Below are 16,564 nucleotides of genomic sequence, written 5' to 3' on the forward strand. Positions count from 1 at the left end.
TTTCGAGGTCCGAGGTATGAGCTCGTCGCTTCGCTCCTTTGAGTTTGAGTTAGGCGGCTTCGCCGCAGGGTTAGAGTCCTAACGTTTCGTCGAGACCGAGAGCGATGTTCATGTTCTGGATGGCGGCACCGCTGGCGCCCTTGCCCAGATTGTCGATGATTGTTGTAACCTGCATGACGGTTTCGTTACCGAAAACCTGGATGCAAGCATTATTTGTGTTGTTGCAGATGGTGGGGTTCAGACGGCCGTTGATCAGTGCCGGAGTCTCTGCAGGGGTTGCTTCGTAAGGCATGACGGTTACGAAGTTGGAGCCTGCGTAGTGTTCCTTGAGGATGTCGGTCAGGTCCTGAGGTCCAACCTTCTTGCTAAGCTGGTTTGCAAAGAGGGCTACGGTTACGGCCATGCCCTTGTAGTAGGGGCCAAGCACCGGATTGAAGAAGGGCATGTTTTCCAGTTCGCAGTACTTCTTCATTTCGGGAATGTGCTTGTGGGAAAGGGCCAGGGCGTAAGGTGCCGGAGCCATGATGGGGAGGGATTCTCCTGCCTTGTGGCCAAGAGCGCTTTCGTCTTCGTATTCGGCGATGAGCTTCTTGCCGCCACCGGAATAGCCGGTGATGCTGTAGGCTGCCAAGTTTGTGGACTTGGGGAGAATGCCGCTTGCGACCAGCGGGTGTATGCCAAGGATAAAGCCTGTGGCGTGGCAACCGGGGTTAGCAATGCGCTTTGCTGTGCTGATGGCCTTGCGCTGTTCTGCAGAAAGTTCGGGCATGCCGTAAGTCCAGTCCGGGTTCACACGGTGAGCCGTGGAAGCGTCGATGATTACGGTGTTCGGATTGGTGCAGAGCGCTGCACTTTCCACGGCGGCTGCATCGGGCAGGCACAGGAAAGTCACGTCGGATTCATTGATCAGGCGCTGGCGTTCGGCGGTATCCTTACGCAGTTCCTGGGAAATGCGCAGAACTTCGATATCGTTACGCTTTGCGAGTCGATCATAAATCTGAAGACCGGTGGTACCAGCTTCGCCATCAACAAAAATCTTGAACATTGCTTTATTCCTTAGGAAATCAGGGATGAGGTCGCGACGATGTCGCTTTGAGGTCGCTCGCTGTGCTCGCTAGAGGTAAGTTAAATTGTCGCAGCGAAGCCGCTATTCCTTAGCTCAAAGGGCCTTTGGCCCGCCCTCATGCCTCAGAGCACCGCAGGTGCGTCCTCATACCGTTGTTACTTACCAGCGCCGCAGCACTTCTTGTACTTCTTGCCAGAACCGCAGGGGCACGGATCGTTACGGCCGACATCCGGACCGGTCTTCTTCACGGTTTCCTGCTTGACTGCACGGCCGTCATAGAAGAACCATGCGCCACCAACCTTGTGGAATTCGCCCAGTTCGTGGTGGTTACGGGTGATGTTGCCCTGCTTGAAGCGAGCTACGAATTCGACCCAGCCGATGTTCTTTTCTTCTTCGGTCTTGGTCTGCTTGATTTCGATGCCCAGCCATTCGGATTCCTTGCTCCATGCTTCGACGCTAGCTTCGTCGAAATCGGAACGCTGAGTAGCTTCCAGGGATTCCTTGAGCCATGCGATTTCGTGCTTGGCGTAAGCGGTGTAGCGAGAACGCATCAGTGCTTCGGGAGAAGCGGCGAGAGCAGTCTGCTTGATGACCGGTTCGCAGCATTCGCAATATTCTTTACCGGAACCACAGGGGCATAAATCTTGAGCCATAATAACCTCGTTAAAAGTGTGAAAAATTTACAGCGAAAAAGATAGAAAAAAGGTTAAAGGATAAAGTTTAAAGTTTAAAGGCGGTAGGCTGTTTACGGCGAAAAAAAAGGGCGCGGGATGACCGCGCTCCTTTATCCTTTCGCCTATAACCTTTATGCTACTACAGGCACTTCTTGAGAATCCAGAATTCTTCCTTACCTGCACGGTCGGGGAGGCTGTTTACGGCCGGGATGCGTTCAACCACATCGAAAACGCCGCCGAGACGAGCCATCAGTTCGCCTTCGCTGGTGCAGTGCGGAGGACCCTGCAGGGTCTTGCCGTTCATCAGCGGGTACATGAGGGAAATCAGCACGCCGTCGTCCTTCAGCATCTTGTAGCAGACTTCGAAGAATTCGTCGCGACGACCCGGATGGATTGCAGTGAAGGTACCGTAATCGTACACGATATCGAACTGCTGGCCGCCACGCTTCTGATCCTTGGGAGAAAGGGTGAACAGGTCCAGGTCCAGGGAACGGAGGTTCTTGTGCTTGCGGCTCAAGTGGTCCAGTTCATCGACTGCGGTTGCTGCGAAATCTACTGCCAGAACGTCATGGCCGCGCATGGCCCATGCTTCGGCGTCGTAACCAAAGCCTGCGCCAGGAACCAGCACGGAGCCGGTAGCGGGGCAGGAGGGGTTCTTGAAAAATTCCAGCAGGGCAGGGGTAGCCTTCTTGGTGTTCCAATAGTCCTTGCCTTCTGCGTAAAGATTATCCCAAAATTCCGGGAGGTTTTGTGTCAACATTATTTACCTTCCTGTTTGTTTCTCTTGCTAATTACTTATCCTAATTCCAAATTTGATTCCGTCCTGGAGCCCTGTGCCGAACCTTGTCAGTCCTGCCTGGGCTTTGCGTCGGGGAGGCTGTGGCCTCTTTCAAATGCTTCCTGGTTGTCCTTGTTCTTCTTGTAGGCCAGCTGTCCGCAGGCGGCCAGAATGTCGCGGCCACGGGCGGTACGGATGGTGATCTGGACCTGGGCTGCTCGGACCGCGGCGAGGAAGGTGTCCACTTCTTCGGGGGTAGGGGCGTGCAGGTTCGGGTCGTCGCCATCGTTTAAGATGATGGCGTTCACCTTGACGCGTCGGGGAGCGCAAATGCGGATCAGTTCCTTGGCGGCCTTGGGCGTACAGGTGATGTTCTGGATCAGAACGAATTCGAACGTCACATAATTATCGGTTCTACGGATATATTCGTCTACCGCTTCCAAAAGTTTTTCGATGGGCCAGAGGTCATTTACCGGCATGACGGAAGAGCGGTATTCGTTATTGGTGCTGTTCAGGCTGATGGCCAGGCAGCAGGGCGTGTTGCGGTCCACCAGTTCCTTGATGCGGGGGACGACGCCGCTGGTGCTGACGGTCATGCGCTTGGAGCCCATGTTGAACAGCTTCTGGTTGTGCAGAGTGCAGCAGACTCGGTGTACGTTTTCCAGGTTGTTCAGGGGTTCGCCCATGCCCATGAAGATGATGTTGGTGACCTGGGCGATCTGACCTTCTTCGTTGAAGATGTTGTTGTCTTTCAGGTACCAGTTGACGTTCAGGATTTCTTCGAGGATTTCGCCGGCTTCGAGATTACGGAAGAAGCCCATCTTGGCGGTGCGGCAGAATGCGCAGTTCATGGCGCAGCCCACCTGGGTAGAAACGCAAACAGAAAAACGACCGTTGGCGGGGATCATCACGGTTTCGATGTGATATCCGTCATGGGTTTCGAACAACCATTTGACGGTTCCGTCTACGGAAACCATGTGCTGGTCTTCCTTGAGGGAGCGCAGCTCAAACTGGTTTGCCAACTTTTCGCGAAGTGCGGGTGAAATATTCACCATTTCGTCGTAGGAACGGACCTGCTGGCAGAACAGCCATTTCTGAATCTGGTCTGCTCTAAAAGGCTTTTCGTCGACGTCCCTAAGCCAAGCTTTCAGTTCGTCTGTGGTAAGTGTTTTTATGTTGCGCGGCCATTCCATAGGTCGCAAAGATAGTAAAAAATAGCCTTTTTGTTAAGGGTCGTAGATTACGGCTGTGACTTGTGTCTGATGTTTTCGATGTAGTCGTTGCAACGGTTTGGCGAAGCTGCGATCTTGGCCGGTTCCGAAGCCCTGCAATTGTCTTCCATTTCGTAAAAATTGTACAGTTTGTCCACTTCCTGGAATAGTTCGGTCAGGGTCATTTTGCAGGCCGTGGCTAGGACGCTCATGGTGAAAATAGAGGGGGCTCTCTTGCCGCTTTCGACTTGGGAGATGAACTGGCGGGTAATATGGGATTTGAGGGCGAGTCCCAGCTGGGTTAGCCCTGTTTTTTGACGTTTGGCGAGAAAAATGTGCTGGATGACTTTCGATAAGATGATTTGCTTGTAGATCATTCTTCCTCCACGGCGTGGTATGGGTAATAATGTGTTCCTGTTTTTAACCTTGTATGTAAATTTAGAATAAAATTAAACGCGCCGTGCAAACAACTGTTTGCAAAATGAAGGACTGTTTGAAAAGTTTTTGAAACAAAATGCCTGGGGAGGTATAAAACGAAAAAAAGCAGTAAGATTTCTCTTACTGCTTTTTTCTGCGGGTGCCAGGACTCGAACCTGGAGCCTTTTGGTTCGTAGCCAAACGCTCTATCCAGTTGGGCTACATCCGCGTTTTTATTTTGTTGTTTGACTCTCGTCTTTCAACGCGCACAAAGATAGATTATTCACGATATTTGTCAAGGGTAATTCCTAAAAAAATGATTTTTTTTTGAAAAAAGTTTTTATGGGGGGCTTTAGACCCCTCTTTTCATGTTCCTTAAAGGTATGATGTTCTCGTATTAGCTATCTTTGTCCCAAAATTTTTAACCTTATATATTATAATGAATAAAGTTAAAGCTGTCCTAATGAATGTCCTTCAGATTTTGAAGGGCTGGTTCACCGATAAAAAGGTGCTGATTTGGCTCGGAATCCTGGCTTTGCCGGTGATTATCGCTTTTGTGACGGTTGTGGCGGTGTACAACCACTTTGCGCCGGAGCTGCCCTCCCTTTCTCAGCTGGAGCAGATCAATCCCAAGCTGGTCACGAAGATTAACGACATGAACGGCGAAATTGCCCACGAGTATTTCGTGGAACGTCGCGAATGGACTCCCTTCGACTCGATTCCGGAAGATGCGATCCATGCGGTGATGGCCACCGAAGACCGTGCCTTCTATGATCACTGGGGTATGAACGTGTGGGCGATTCCGTCTGCCATTCTGGAAAGTGCGACCTCGGGCAAGAAGCTCCGCGGTGCCTCTACCTTGACCCAGCAGCTGACCAAGCTCCTGTTCCTGACGCCGGAACGAACCATTTCCCGTAAGATCAAGGAAATGATGACCGCCATCCGCATCGAACAGACCTATACCAAGAAGGAAATTCTTGAATTCTACATGAATGAAGTTTACCTGTCTGGCGGTAACTATGGTTTCCAGGCTGCAGGCAAGTTCTACTTCGGTCGCCCCCTGGACAGTCTGACCATTCCTGAATATGCTGTTCTTGCCGGTATGCTCCAGCGTCCGGAAGCTTACCGCCCCGACCGTCATCCCAAGGCTGCACTGGAACGCCGCAACACGGTGCTCTATGCCATGCGCGATGCCGGCTACATCAATAATGATGATTATCATAAGTATATCGAAACTCCGATCACCCTGGCCAAGAAGGAAGTGAATAACGATGCCGGCCTGTACTTCTACGAAGAAATCCGTAAGTACATGGAAAAGAAGTATGGCGAAAACTCCCTCTATGCCGATGGTGTGACTATTAATAGTACCATCGACCCGGCCATCCAGGCTTATGCCGATAGCGTTGCCCGCGTGCAGGTGGAAAAGGTTCGCCGCCGCGTCAAGTACCGCACCACACGCCGTCTGCTCTTGACCAAGAAGTATGATATGCCCGAAGATAGCGTGGTGGCTCACTTCGACAGCATTTATGCCGATTTCAAGAAGAATTATCTGGCTGCCGATACCGCTGCCGACTTGACCAAGCGCCGTTATCCGGATAGTATCCGCTATCATCATGCCGAAGTGGCCGCCATCCTTATCGAAAACGAGACGGGCGCAATCCGTGCCATGGTGGGTGGTAGCGACTGGAACGCCTCCCGCTGGAATCGTGCCGTACAGTCCTTGCGTCAGCCCGGTTCCTCTTTCAAGCCCATCGTCTATTCCACCGCAATGGATAACGGTGCAAGCCCCTGCGACTCCGTGAACGACCAGCCTGTGAGCATTCCCGACCCGGATGACAAGAACCCCAACAAGGTGTGGCGTCCGGCCAACTTCGAACATGACTTCGAAGGTATGATGACGCTCCGCCGCGCCCTGTACCGTTCCAAGAACCTGCCTGCTATTTTGACGGGTATGAAGTACGGCCTGAACAATGTGGTGAACTACGCCCGCAAGTTCGGTATCGTTCGCGCTCCGTTGATGGCTGTGCCTAGCTTGGCTCTGGGTTCCGTGGGTGCAACCCTGATGGAAATGACGTCTGCCTATACAGTGTTCCCCAATGGCGGTAACCGTATTGAACCTTACATGATCGAATCTATCGTGGACCGCAACGGCGAAGTGATCGAACGTAACTCCAAGGTGGAACACGAAGTGCTGCGCCCGGCTTCTGCCTACCTGATGGTGGACATTCTGAAGGACGTGAACATTCGCGGTACTGCCGCCCGTGTGTATGCCAACGGCTTTACCCATCCCAGTGGTGGTAAGACGGGTACCACAAACGATTACACGGACTGCTGGTATATCGGTTTCACGAAGCAGTACACCATGGGTGTCTGGGTTGGCTCCGATAATCCGGGTTCCCTGGGTGCAGGTCATACCGGTACTGAAGATGCCCTGCCTGTCTGGATTGCCGTGATGAAGGAACTGCATAAGGATCTGCCCCGCAAGCCCTTCCCGGTTCCCTCCGGCGTTGTAAGCAAGGGCGTTTGCAACCACACGGGTAAGGCTGCCGGTGAGTTCTGCTCCGAAAAGACCGTCTGCCTGTATACCGCTGGTTATGCTCCTACTGAAACTTGCGACGGTAACCACTTCGAAGTGAAGACCAAGTCTGCTGACGATGCCACCCTCTTTAGTAACAAGGGTGCGGTAAGCAGCCCGGCCACGTCCGCCGGTGGGGCTAAGAAAGCCCGCAAGATGTTCTAGGAAAAGTGTTTGAAAAGAAGAGGATAGGAGGTCTTCTGATGGATGGTAAAATGAATAAGAAATCGTTTACTGAAAAATTTTCTGGCTGGTATATCCCGCTGATTTGCAGAAACAAGTTCAAGGCTCTGGCCTTCTACCTGGTGTTGGCGGTACTCTGTGCCATTCCCATCCTGTTTAAGCCTGGTCTTAAGCTGGATGCGGACTTGTCCCACTTGCTGCCGGAAGATACGCCTAGCGTCAAGGCTCTGCAGGAATCCTTCAGCCGTTTCGGTAGTACGGACCGTTTCATGATTGCCATCCAGAGCGAAGACGTCGAACTCGTTGCCGCCCTGCAGGATTCTATCAGTGCATACATCCACAAGAACTGGACTGGCGATTTCGTCTCGACTCAGGTCGATAACGACAACCAGTTCTTCAAGGATAACGCCCTGCTTTACCTGCCTTCGAAGCATCTGGAACGCATCCGCGACAATCTTGAAGATCTGCAGCTGGAAATCGGCCGCAAGAATGGTCCTCTGGTGGTTGACCTGATGGATGGTCTGTCCGACAGTTCTGCCTCTGCCGAAAAGAAAGAACGTGTCTGGTTTGACGCCAACCTCCCGCAGGAACTGGGCCTCCCCGAAGAAGCGGTTAGCGCCTTTGATTCCTTCTTCAAGAAGAAGGCCAAGGATGATACCTTGCAGCAGGCAAAGTCTGGCGAAGAATGGAATCCCAAGGCTTTCTTGCCGGCTCATCTGAAAACTCGCCTGATCGGCACTCCTCCTCCGGAAGACTATGATGGCAAGATCCTCTTTAACGGTGTGGTGAACGCCAAACTGATCAAGCCTTCTACCGACTATGAATTCGTGACCCATATTCTGGCAAGCACCGATTCCCTGTTGAGCTACTTCGGTTCCAAGACTTACCCCGTGCCTACCCGTTTTACTGTTGAAGGTACTTACGAAGGTCTGAAGGAAGTGGATGAAGTGGCTAACGACAGTATCTTCTCCTTCGGCATTAGCCTTGTCCTGATCTTCATCTTGACCATGGTGTTCTTCCGCAGCGTGAAGGGTCCTGTGCTGGTGACAGCCTCTGTGCTGTACGCCTGCATTCCTACCCTGGCATTTACCGCCCTGCTGTACGGTAAGATGAACCCCTTTACCGTTTTTGTGGCTTCCATTATCTTGGGTATCGGTATTGACTACTCCATCCATATTTTGGGTACGGCACAAAAGCTGCTGAGCAAGAACGCCTCTTTGGAAGAAGTGCTGGAAATGGCCCAGCAGAAAATGATGAAGCCTTTCATTCTGGCAAGTTTCACCACCATCGCAGCCTTCCTGACCTTGCTTGCTGCACACTTCCGCGGCTTCTATGAATTCGGCGTGGTGGCTTCTTGCGGTGTGCTGTTCAGTATGCTGACCTCCTTGCTGGTGCTGCCTGTATTTATCAGATGCATGGGCGGTATTCCCGCTGCACCTAATAACAGTCTGCTTCCCAAGTCCTGGAGCGACAAGCAAGTCTTTAACTTCTTTAAGTATGCGGCCATTATCGGCTTCATTCTTGGTGGCATCTCCCTGTACTTTGCCCAGGATGTGGACTTCGAACACAACATGCGCAACCTGCGCCGCGTTTCTACCACGGTAAAGACTTCCAAGAACAAGATTTCTACCAAGGTGACCCGTGCCACCAACCGTGCCGTGACATCCACTCCGGCCGCCGTCATGGGTTCCAAGCCCGAACAGCTTGATATGCTGTACGATACCTTGATGGTCCGACTCCATGTGGAAAAGGATTCTACCCTGGGTAGCTTCCTGACCTTGAAGAGCTTTGTGCCGCCTATGGATTCCCAGAAGGCCCGCCTCGAAATCATCGAGGAAATTCGCGACCTGGCAGAAGCCCGTGTCTTTGACCGCGCCGAAGGCGAGGATTCCGCAAACATCGCTTCTCTCCGTCAGCTGGCCAAGGTCGAGGAATCCTTCACTCCCGAAGACGTTCCTAGCTGGACTCTGGACCTCCTCCGCGAAAAGGATGGCTCCTATGGCAAGATCGGCTTTATCTACGGTGACTTCCCCAGCTGGGATGCCCACGCCCTGCACCGCTTCCAGGAACGTTATGGCCACTGGAACTTCGACGGCGAAGACCTGCGCACCTTCTCTTCCCAGTTCATTCTCTCTGACGTGATTGAATCCGTGAAGCAGGACAGCTTCCGCCTGGCCCTGGCCATCATCCTGGTGATCTTCGGAACCTTGGCCGTGTCCTTCCGCAAGCCCAAGCTCTTCATTAGCGGCTGCATTTCCTTCGGCATGGGCACCTTGCTGACTCTGGGCGTACTTGGCGCCTTGACCCACTTCCTGGATTTCGGCAAGATCAGCATTTATAATGTGATCGTCATTCCCATGACCCTGGGTATCGGCATCGACGCCACCATCCACTTCATTACCTCTTGGATGTCCGACAAGAACATGACCCTCCGCCAGCTTATGGACAACACCGGCCGTAACGTGATGGCCAGCTCCATGACCACTATCGCCGGCTTCGTGGGCTTCCTCTTTACCACCCATCGCGGCCTGAAGGGCATCGGTGACCTGGCTTGCCTAGGCATCTTCATTTTCCTGATTACCAGCGTGGTATTCTCCATGTTCCTTTGCCAGGCATGGCTTAAGAAGAAGTAGCCAGAAAGAACAAAGCGTACAGAAAAAGGGCTGCGGTTTTAAACCGCAGCCCTTTGTTCGTAAAGGGAAAAAATCCTAGATCGCGGGGGAGACCCCGCGAGAAGGCTTTATTACATCATGCCGCCCATGCCCATGGAAGGATCCATAGCGGGTGCTGCCGGCTTGGCTTCCTTCTTTTCGGTGATCACGCAGTCGGTGGTCAGGATCATGGAAGCGATGGAGGATGCGTTCTTGAGAGCGGTACGGGTAACCTTAGCCGGGTCGATAACGCCAGCCTTGATCAGGTCTTCGTAAGTATCGGTCTTGGCGTTGTAGCCGAAGCCGTCCTTACCTTCCTTAACCTTGTTCACAACGACGGAGCCTTCGCCACCAGCGTTTGCGACGATCTGACGGAGAGGTTCTTCGATAGCGCGCTTGATGATAGCGGCACCAGTCTTCTGGTCGTCGTTGGTGAGCTTGAGGGCTTCGACAGCCTTGGCTGCGCGGATGAGAGCAACGCCACCACCCGGAACGATACCTTCTTCGACAGCGGCGCGGGTTGCGTGCATAGCATCGTCAACGCGGTCCTTCTTTTCCTTCATTTCAACTTCGGTAGCAGCACCGACCTTGATCACTGCAACGCCGCCAGCGAGCTTAGCGAGACGTTCCTGGAGCTTTTCGCGGTCATAGTCGCTAGTGGTAGCTTCGATCTGCTTCTTGATCTGGGCGATACGGCCCTTGATGGAAGCGGCGTCGCCAGCACCTTCGACGATGGTGGTGTTGTCCTTGGTGATAACGATGGACTTTGCCTGACCGAGGACGGTAACCGGAGCGTCTTCCAGCTTAGCGCCGGTGTCTTCGGAAACCAGCATACCGCCGGTGAGGATAGCGATGTCTTCCAGCATTGCCTTACGACGGTCGCCGAAGCCCGGAGCCTTAACGGCTGCCACCTTCAGGGTGCCGCGCATCTTGTTCACAACGAGAGTTGCGAGAGCTTCGCCGTCAACATCTTCAGCGATGATGAGGAGAGGCTTGCCCTGCTTTGCGACGAATTCCAGCATGGGGAGGAGGTCCTTCATGGTGGAGATCTTCTTGTCGTAAAGGAGGATGTAAGGAGCTTCGAGGGCTGCTTCCATGCTGTCAGTGTTGGTGACGAAGTAGGGAGACAGGTAACCGCGATCGAACTGCATACCTTCGACGACGTCGAGGATGGTTTCTGCAGTCTTGGATTCTTCGATGGTGATAACGCCGTCGTTACCGACCTTTTCCATAGCATTGGCCAGGAGGTCGCCGATTTCCGGATCGTTGTTAGCGGAAATGGTAGCAACCTGAGCGATGTGTTCCTTGCCGTTGATCTTCACAGCCATCTTGCCGATTTCTTCGATGACAGCGTCAACTGCAGCGTCCATACCGCGCTTGATGTCCATGGGGTTTGCGCCTGCGGCAACGTTCTTGAGGCCTTCGCGAGTGATTGCCTGAGCGAGAACGGTTGCGGTGGTGGTGCCGTCGCCAGCGGTGTCAGAAGTCTTGTTTGCTACTTCCTTGGCCATCTGTGCGCCCAGGTTTTCGTAAGCGTCTTCCAGTTCAACTTCCTTAGCGACGGAAACGCCGTCCTTGGTGACGTTGGGTGCGCCAAATGCCTTGGCGATCATGACGTTACGACCCTTGGGGCCGAGAGTAACCTTAACTGCGTTTGCCAGCTTATCGACGCCGTTCATGAGGGATTCACGGGCAGCCACATCAAACTTCAACTGTTTTGCCATTTTTCTTTTTTCCTTATTTAAAATTCTTGGGATGGGGTCGTGCCTGCGGCACTTTGGGGCTTGAGGTCGGCGCTTCGCGCCTGGAGGTTTATGATTGCGGCTTATAGCCTTTTAACCTCAAAGCATTCCGCAGGAATGCGCCCTCATACCTCAGAGCGAAGCGACCTCGCTTCTATTAAAGAGTTGCGAAGATGTCGGATTCCTTGATGATCAGGTAGTTTTCGCCTTCGACGGAGATTTCGGTGCCGCTGTACTTGCCGTAGATAACCACGTCGCCAACCTTGACTTCCATAGCAACGGTTTCGCCGTTTTCAGTCTTGCGGCCCGGGCCTACTGCCACGACCTTACCCTGCATGGGCTTTTCCTTGGCGTTATCCGGGATGAAGAGGCCGGAGGAGGTCTTCTGTTCGGCTTCAGCCGGCTTTACAACGATGCGATCTGCTAAAGGCTTGATCATTTTTCTGTCCTTTGTTGCGGGCTCCACGTTCGGGAAACCCTATTGTTTAAACTGTTGGCCTTGGGGGCCTATTTTTGTTTCGCCCAAATTTAGCAATTTTTGTGCCAATGCCGTAAATGGGGGCTGCAGCCCTTATATATGGAGTAAATGTTCACTTTTGAAACGAAAAGCTGTTTAATTCTGAAACAAAAAAAAGAGCCGGGGTACCGACTCCTTTTCGCCGCGATTCACGGCCTGCTTCGATTCACGGGTTGCCCGCGACTCTCGGCTTGTAATTACTTGATGGTGCTGGTCAGGCGGAATGCCAGGCCCACGTCGCTCACTTCGTCTTCGCTGTAGACGCTGAACTGGAGCTTGGACTTGCCGATGTTCTTCACGAGAGCCACGGTCCATGCCAGGTCATCCATCTTGTTGTCCTTGGCGAAGTGGATCTTTTCTTCGCGGTCCTTGATGTATTCCATTTCGAACATCAGGTTGCTGAGGATGCCGAAGGTGGGAATTTCAACGCCGGCGTAGAAGGGCTGGACGTAGTCACCCTGGGTGAAGTACTTGGATTCCGGAGCGATGTAGTTTTCGACGGCGGTATTGATGTCCTGGTCTTCGGTGTAGAGGCAGGCGTATTCACCGTAGAGGCGGAGGTTGGGTGCGAAGGTGTAGCTGGCGTATGCTGCAACACGGTGTGTGATGGCGGCGGTGTTCTGGACCACGTCGATGAGGTTAGAACGGTAAGCGACCTTCATTTCAAGGGGGAAGGTGAACTTCATGTCGTCTTCGACACGGATGTAGCCCTGGTTGGCGGTGCCGTTCTTGGTGGCGACCATGGCGTTCAACTGGTTCAGGCCGTGCTTCCAGCCCAGTTCAACAGCGTTGTGGCTGTAATCGCGCATCCAGAGGCCGCGCTTGGTCAGGTCCTTGTCGATATAGGTACCGAAGTTGGTGGACTGAGACCAGTCAGTCTTCCAGCGACCGATCTTCAGGTTGACGTTGTCGTTGGCGGTGGGAGCCCACTTGTAGTTTACCCAGTAGAGGTCTGCCAGGATCTTGTCGTAGTTGGAGGCCTTTTCGCCGTTGGAGAGCTTGTTTCCGAATTCCGGAGCGAAGATGCGGAGCATGATCAAACCGTCAAGGCTTTCGCTCTTGTACTGGCCGCCGATGTTGGCGCGGATCCAGCCGGAGCTGAAGTTGTTGTCTTCGTCGGCGATGGACTTGGTGACCTGGGTCTGGACGTTGCCCTTGAGACTCATGTTGTCGGTGGCGTCGGCGGCGAATGCCGCGGTGCTTGCGGCAAGGCTCATGACGAGGGCTGCTGCGATCTTGTTGAACTTCATAAGAACTCCTATAATAAGGCGAAAAATTTTCGATGGTAAAATTAGCTTTTACAATAACATTTGCAAGGGTTCAAGCCTAGTTCTTGCCTCAAGAATTAATTAAATTTGGGTCGCAAAATGGAATTGCATACATTTAAAGGGATGTGCTATGAATAGGAATTTTTTTGCTCTTGCGATGTCCGTTCTGGTTGGCTTTGGTGCCGCTTTTGCCAGGGACCTTGTTCCCAACAAGACTCACGCTGTCTTGAACGTGACCTACACCAATTACGACGATGTTCCCCAGTCTCACAAGAAGCTGACTTTCGTCGGTCAGAACAATCCCAAGAACAAGCTTGTCATTACCACTGACCAGTATGGCGAAGCCTGCTTCCACATTCCCCGCGAAGAAACTTACACCATCCTTTGTGAAAGTTTGACCGGCCCCTTCGAATGCGGTAATACCCCTTATGTTTCCAAGACCGCAAGCTCCGGCGGCATCACCGTTACCTTCGACGATACCCGTGCCGAACTGACTGGCGTCACCTTCAAGGCTGGCAGTGCCGAACTGGTGCCCACATCTCTCAAGACTCTGGACGCAGCCATTGCAGGCCTGAAGCGCAACCCCAAGGCCCTCGTGGAAATCCAGGGCCATACCAGTTCCGAAGGCAGCGACGAACTGAACGATCGCCTGAGCCAGGAACGCGCCTACAGCGTCAAGGATTACATGGTGAGCAAGGGTATTTCCGAAGGTCGCCTCAAGGCTAACGGTTATGGTTCCAGCCAGCCCAAGGCCGACAACTCCACCGAAGCAGGTCGCAAGGCCAACCGCCGTATCGAACTGGTGGTCCTTTCGGAAGAATAATTTCCAAGAATTATTTTTGACTTCGGGTCAGAACGTCTAACTATTAAAAAAGGACTTCCTTATGGGAAGTCCTTCGTCTTTTTATAAGCTGTTTTATAGACTGCTTTTTAAACCAGGCTGATTCCGTCTTCGCTGATGTAAATCTTGCCATCGCGGAAGAGGGTGCCCAGAAGCTTCTTGAAAGTCTTCTTGGACATGCCGAATTCCTGGCGGATCACTTCGGGGTCGGTGTGGTCGCCGTAGGGGAGGCTGCCGCCCGCTTCTTCAAGCTTGCGGAGGATGGCTGCCGGGCTGTCGCTCTTCATAAGGCCCTTGTAGCCGATGGGGGAAAGGTTCAAGGTGATCTTTCCGTCGGCGGTAAAGCGCTGGATAAAGCCGGGCATGGTGTCGCCGATGTAGATACGTTCCATGCCGGGAGTGAGCATGAGGCGGCCGGTGTAGCGGTAATCCACCAGGAAGTCTACGTGGTCCTTGGTGACTTCGTAGGCGGCCAGCTGGACGCGCTGACCCACATGAAGTTCGCTGGTGTCCGGATCCAGGAAGCTCTTGATTTTTTCGGTGGCCACGATTCGGTTACTCTTGTCGTCAACAAGAATGAACACCACGCAACGGTCGCCACGCTGCAGTTCGCCCAGCTGCTGCTTGAAGGGGAGGAACAGGTCCTTGTTCAGACCCCAGTCCAGGAAGGCGCCGAAACGGTTTACGTCCTTGACGTCAAGCACGGCGAATTCACCTACCTGGGCGTAGGGCTTTTCCAAAGTGGCGATGGGGCGGTCTTCACTGTCGGTGTACACGAACACGTCCAGGATTTCGCCTTCTTCAAGAGTGAATTTTTCGCGGTTGCCGGGGAGCAGCACGCGGTCGCCGCTTTCCAGTTCCAGGTAGTAGCCCTGGGGGGTAATTTCTTCTACGCGGGCACGGTTATATCTTCCGAGATCCATAAAAAAGCCTTTCCGTTCAGTTTTATTTGTTGCAACTGTGATATTTCACAGCCGACTTCTACAAAATATAGTATATTTGGCGCCCCCTTCCTAGATGAGGTGGGGGAGTGTTAGGTGGTAAAAACAAATGGAACTTAGAATAGCTCAAGAAAGAATGTCGGCGCAGAATCGTGTGCGCACCGCAAAGCCTGCGGTTGAAACCATCGGCCTGCAGACTTTTATCGAAGACGATTTTGTCTGCTCCGAAAAGCATCGCGCCTTTTTCAAGATGCATATTGGCAAGGCATTCTCTTTCAATGTGCAGTTCCAGAACTGGCTGAAGTCCAATGCAGGCCGCACCTACCAGGAAGCCATCTGCGCCTACGAACGCATCCTGAAAGAAAAGAAAGATCACAAGTCTCCTGTAGGAAACCTGCAGGAATACAACGCCTACATCCGCGACTTCTTTGCCGACAACAAGGGCCGTTCCCTGGAAGATGCCGTCTGTTGCTGGAAATACAAGAAGTCTTTAATCGGACATAACCGTTACGAAAAGACGGACCTGGTGGCGCTAAAAAAGTAAATCCGACGGATATACCCAACTTGGAAAACTTTGTCTTCGTCTCTTTGAATTTTTCACTAAAGACTTCTCCCAAGAGCATCATGCGTTTAATTCATAAATCATGACTCTCCAATCATAGGAAATCGCATTCTTCAGATAATTCAGGTAAACAAAATTTTTCTACAAAAAACTGAGTCATCAGGAATTTTCCTGCGTGTTAATAGTATGCAGAACTTTTAACGTGGAGGAAAAATGGACTGCAAAAAGAAGAAATACAAGCCTCTAGAAGAACTCACCATTCGCGACAATTTCATGTTTGTGAAAGTTTTCAGCGACGAGGCGATTGCAAAGCCTTTCCTAAAGGCTCTTCTGAAAATTGAGATCGAACGCGTAAGTGTCGTCGGCGAGGCCCACCAGCAGGCCGACCCGAACAAGAAATACATCCGCTTCGACGTTTTGGTCAAGGAGGAGTGCAATGGAATTGGTCGCACTTTCGATCTGGAGATGCAGATGGTCGATACCAAGGAATTGCCGTTGAGAGCTCGATACTACCAGGGAATTAGCGATACTGAAACCATGGGAAACACTCACAAGTACAAGGAACTCAAGGAACAATACATTATTTTTCTGTGCCCTACGGACATCTTCGGACAGGAACGTCCCATCTACGAATTCGAAAATCGTGAGAAGAACGATCCTAGCTTGACTTTGGGCGATCTCACCTACAAATATTTTTGTAATTTTAGCAGGTACGGCGCTGTAACCGATGAATCCGTTCGCGACTACCTCAAGTATTTCGCAACCGACGAAGCCTCATCTGCAGCAACGAAAGCCATCAGCGACAAGGTGGATTTCTACCACAAGGACCCTAAGACAAGGAGCGACTACATGACGTTTAAAGACATGCTTGAAGACGAACGTGAAGAGGGTCGTGAAGAGGGTCGTGAAGAGGGCCGTGCCGAGGCCTGCAAGGAACTTGCCAAGGGCTTTCGTGATGCGGGAATTTCATTAGAAGTTATCGCCAAACAAACAGGCCTTACCCCCGAAGAGATAAAAGCCCTGTAATATAAATTCTTAAAAAGCGTAAAAGGTCGCACCAATAATGGCGCGACCCTTTGTTTAAATTATTTTAAGAAAAATTTTCGCTTTACCCATCTAAACTCTCTTTAAAATCAAG

Annotated in this window: 14 protein-coding genes and 1 tRNA gene; 5 read left to right on the top strand and 10 right to left on the bottom strand. The window is 52.2% G+C overall.

All coding sequences use genetic code 11. From position 1 onward, the window contains the following. Positions 1 to 70: 70 nt before the first annotated feature. From argC to BUB38_RS01775, 6 genes are all read right to left on the bottom strand, one after another. Entirely contained in the window at positions 71 to 1,045 is a 975-nt protein-coding gene (gene argC / locus BUB38_RS01750; RefSeq protein ID WP_073156174.1) for an N-acetyl-gamma-glutamyl-phosphate reductase, read from the bottom strand. 176 nt (positions 1,046 to 1,221) lie between these two features. Continuing rightward, the gene (locus tag BUB38_RS01755) at positions 1,222 to 1,719 is read right to left on the bottom strand and encodes a YchJ family protein (protein WP_073156175.1); all 498 of its coding nucleotides are present in this window, start codon (positions 1,717 to 1,719) and stop codon (positions 1,222 to 1,224) included. A gap of 160 nt (positions 1,720 to 1,879) precedes the next feature. Then, complete coding sequence (locus BUB38_RS01760; protein ID WP_073156181.1) at positions 1,880 to 2,500, bottom strand: methyltransferase; 621 nt, start codon at positions 2,498 to 2,500, stop codon at positions 1,880 to 1,882. A gap of 86 nt (positions 2,501 to 2,586) precedes the next feature. Further along, positions 2,587 to 3,711, bottom strand: coding sequence for a dual-specificity RNA methyltransferase RlmN (rlmN, locus tag BUB38_RS01765; protein WP_073156184.1), 1,125 nt, complete (start codon positions 3,709 to 3,711; stop codon positions 2,587 to 2,589). A 47-nt stretch (positions 3,712 to 3,758) separates the two neighbouring features. Then, positions 3,759 to 4,106: a helix-turn-helix domain-containing protein gene (locus BUB38_RS01770; RefSeq protein WP_073156186.1), complete on the bottom strand. Its 348-nt coding sequence runs from the start codon at positions 4,104 to 4,106 to the stop codon at positions 3,759 to 3,761. Between the two features lie 195 nt (positions 4,107 to 4,301). Next, a tRNA-Arg gene (locus tag BUB38_RS01775) sits at positions 4,302 to 4,375 on the bottom strand. A 210-nt stretch (positions 4,376 to 4,585) separates the two neighbouring features. On the opposite strand from BUB38_RS01775, the gene BUB38_RS01780 reads away from it, so the two are divergent. Both BUB38_RS01780 and BUB38_RS01785 read left to right on the top strand, forming a co-directional pair. Beyond that, positions 4,586 to 6,886, top strand: a complete 2,301-nt coding sequence (locus BUB38_RS01780) for a penicillin-binding protein 1A (protein ID WP_073156188.1) — start codon at positions 4,586 to 4,588, stop codon at positions 6,884 to 6,886. 50 nt (positions 6,887 to 6,936) lie between these two features. Further along, positions 6,937 to 9,537 (top strand): efflux RND transporter permease subunit, encoded by a 2,601-nt coding sequence (locus tag BUB38_RS01785; protein ID WP_073156751.1) that lies wholly within the window; start codon positions 6,937 to 6,939, stop codon positions 9,535 to 9,537. Between the two features lie 110 nt (positions 9,538 to 9,647). On the opposite strand, the gene groL is transcribed toward BUB38_RS01785, so the two are convergent. The 3 genes from groL to BUB38_RS01800 all read right to left on the bottom strand — a co-directional run bounded on the left by groL (position 9,648) and on the right by BUB38_RS01800 (position 13,064). Continuing rightward, a complete protein-coding gene (gene groL / locus BUB38_RS01790; protein WP_073156191.1) occupies positions 9,648 to 11,279 on the bottom strand; it encodes a chaperonin GroEL in 1,632 nt (543 codons plus the stop codon). 175 nt (positions 11,280 to 11,454) lie between these two features. Then, the gene (gene groES / locus BUB38_RS01795) at positions 11,455 to 11,736 is read right to left on the bottom strand and encodes a co-chaperone GroES (protein WP_073156194.1); all 282 of its coding nucleotides are present in this window, start codon (positions 11,734 to 11,736) and stop codon (positions 11,455 to 11,457) included. Positions 11,737 to 12,011: 275 nt separating this feature from the next. Next, on the bottom strand, positions 12,012 to 13,064 hold the full coding sequence (locus BUB38_RS01800) for a hypothetical protein (protein ID WP_073156196.1): 1,053 nt from the start codon (positions 13,062 to 13,064) through the stop codon (positions 12,012 to 12,014). A gap of 148 nt (positions 13,065 to 13,212) precedes the next feature. Between BUB38_RS01800 and BUB38_RS01805 the strand changes: the two genes are divergently transcribed. After that, entirely contained in the window at positions 13,213 to 13,905 is a 693-nt protein-coding gene (locus BUB38_RS01805; protein WP_073156198.1) for an OmpA family protein, read from the top strand. Positions 13,906 to 14,012: 107 nt separating this feature from the next. Here BUB38_RS01805 and BUB38_RS01810 read toward each other — a convergent pair whose 3' ends face one another. Beyond that, positions 14,013 to 14,846 (bottom strand): CvfB family protein, encoded by an 834-nt coding sequence (locus BUB38_RS01810; protein WP_073156200.1) that lies wholly within the window; start codon positions 14,844 to 14,846, stop codon positions 14,013 to 14,015. Between the two features lie 127 nt (positions 14,847 to 14,973). Here BUB38_RS01810 and BUB38_RS01815 point away from each other — a divergent pair, with 127 nt between their 5' ends. Both BUB38_RS01815 and BUB38_RS01820 read left to right on the top strand, forming a co-directional pair. Next, positions 14,974 to 15,408 carry a DUF6434 domain-containing protein gene (locus BUB38_RS01815; RefSeq protein WP_175547626.1) on the top strand — a complete coding sequence of 145 codons (435 nt, stop codon included), beginning with the start codon at positions 14,974 to 14,976 and terminating at the stop codon, positions 15,406 to 15,408. Positions 15,409 to 15,639: 231 nt separating this feature from the next. Further along, entirely contained in the window at positions 15,640 to 16,452 is an 813-nt protein-coding gene (locus BUB38_RS01820) for an Rpn family recombination-promoting nuclease/putative transposase (protein WP_073156202.1), read from the top strand. Positions 16,453 to 16,564: the final 112 nt, after the last annotated feature.

Origin of the sequence: Fibrobacter sp. UWH5, from assembly GCF_900142505.1 — a bacterium.
In the GTDB taxonomy this organism is placed as follows: Bacteria; Fibrobacterota; Fibrobacteria; order Fibrobacterales; family Fibrobacteraceae; genus Fibrobacter.

Excerpts from the sequence above, each read along its gene's own strand:
- groES (WP_073156194.1), bottom strand. The coding sequence starts at position 11,736 with ATGATCAAGCCTTTAGCAGATCGCATCGTTGTAAAGCCGGCTGAAGCC.
- BUB38_RS01820 (WP_073156202.1), top strand. The coding sequence starts at position 15,640 with ATGGACTGCAAAAAGAAGAAATACAAGCCTCTAGAAGAACTCACCATT.
- BUB38_RS01805 (WP_073156198.1), top strand. The coding sequence starts at position 13,213 with ATGAATAGGAATTTTTTTGCTCTTGCGATGTCCGTTCTGGTTGGCTTT.
- argC (WP_073156174.1), bottom strand. The coding sequence starts at position 1,045 with ATGTTCAAGATTTTTGTTGATGGCGAAGCTGGTACCACCGGTCTTCAG.
- BUB38_RS01815 (WP_175547626.1), top strand. The coding sequence starts at position 14,974 with ATGGAACTTAGAATAGCTCAAGAAAGAATGTCGGCGCAGAATCGTGTG.
- BUB38_RS01755 (WP_073156175.1), bottom strand. The coding sequence starts at position 1,719 with ATGGCTCAAGATTTATGCCCCTGTGGTTCCGGTAAAGAATATTGCGAA.
- BUB38_RS01760 (WP_073156181.1), bottom strand. The coding sequence starts at position 2,500 with ATGTTGACACAAAACCTCCCGGAATTTTGGGATAATCTTTACGCAGAA.
- BUB38_RS01785 (WP_073156751.1), top strand. The coding sequence starts at position 6,937 with ATGAATAAGAAATCGTTTACTGAAAAATTTTCTGGCTGGTATATCCCG.
- BUB38_RS01800 (WP_073156196.1), bottom strand. The coding sequence starts at position 13,064 with ATGAAGTTCAACAAGATCGCAGCAGCCCTCGTCATGAGCCTTGCCGCA.
- BUB38_RS01810 (WP_073156200.1), bottom strand. The coding sequence starts at position 14,846 with ATGGATCTCGGAAGATATAACCGTGCCCGCGTAGAAGAAATTACCCCC.
- rlmN (WP_073156184.1), bottom strand. The coding sequence starts at position 3,711 with ATGGAATGGCCGCGCAACATAAAAACACTTACCACAGACGAACTGAAA.
- BUB38_RS01770 (WP_073156186.1), bottom strand. The coding sequence starts at position 4,106 with ATGATCTACAAGCAAATCATCTTATCGAAAGTCATCCAGCACATTTTT.
- BUB38_RS01780 (WP_073156188.1), top strand. The coding sequence starts at position 4,586 with ATGAATAAAGTTAAAGCTGTCCTAATGAATGTCCTTCAGATTTTGAAG.
- groL (WP_073156191.1), bottom strand. The coding sequence starts at position 11,279 with ATGGCAAAACAGTTGAAGTTTGATGTGGCTGCCCGTGAATCCCTCATG.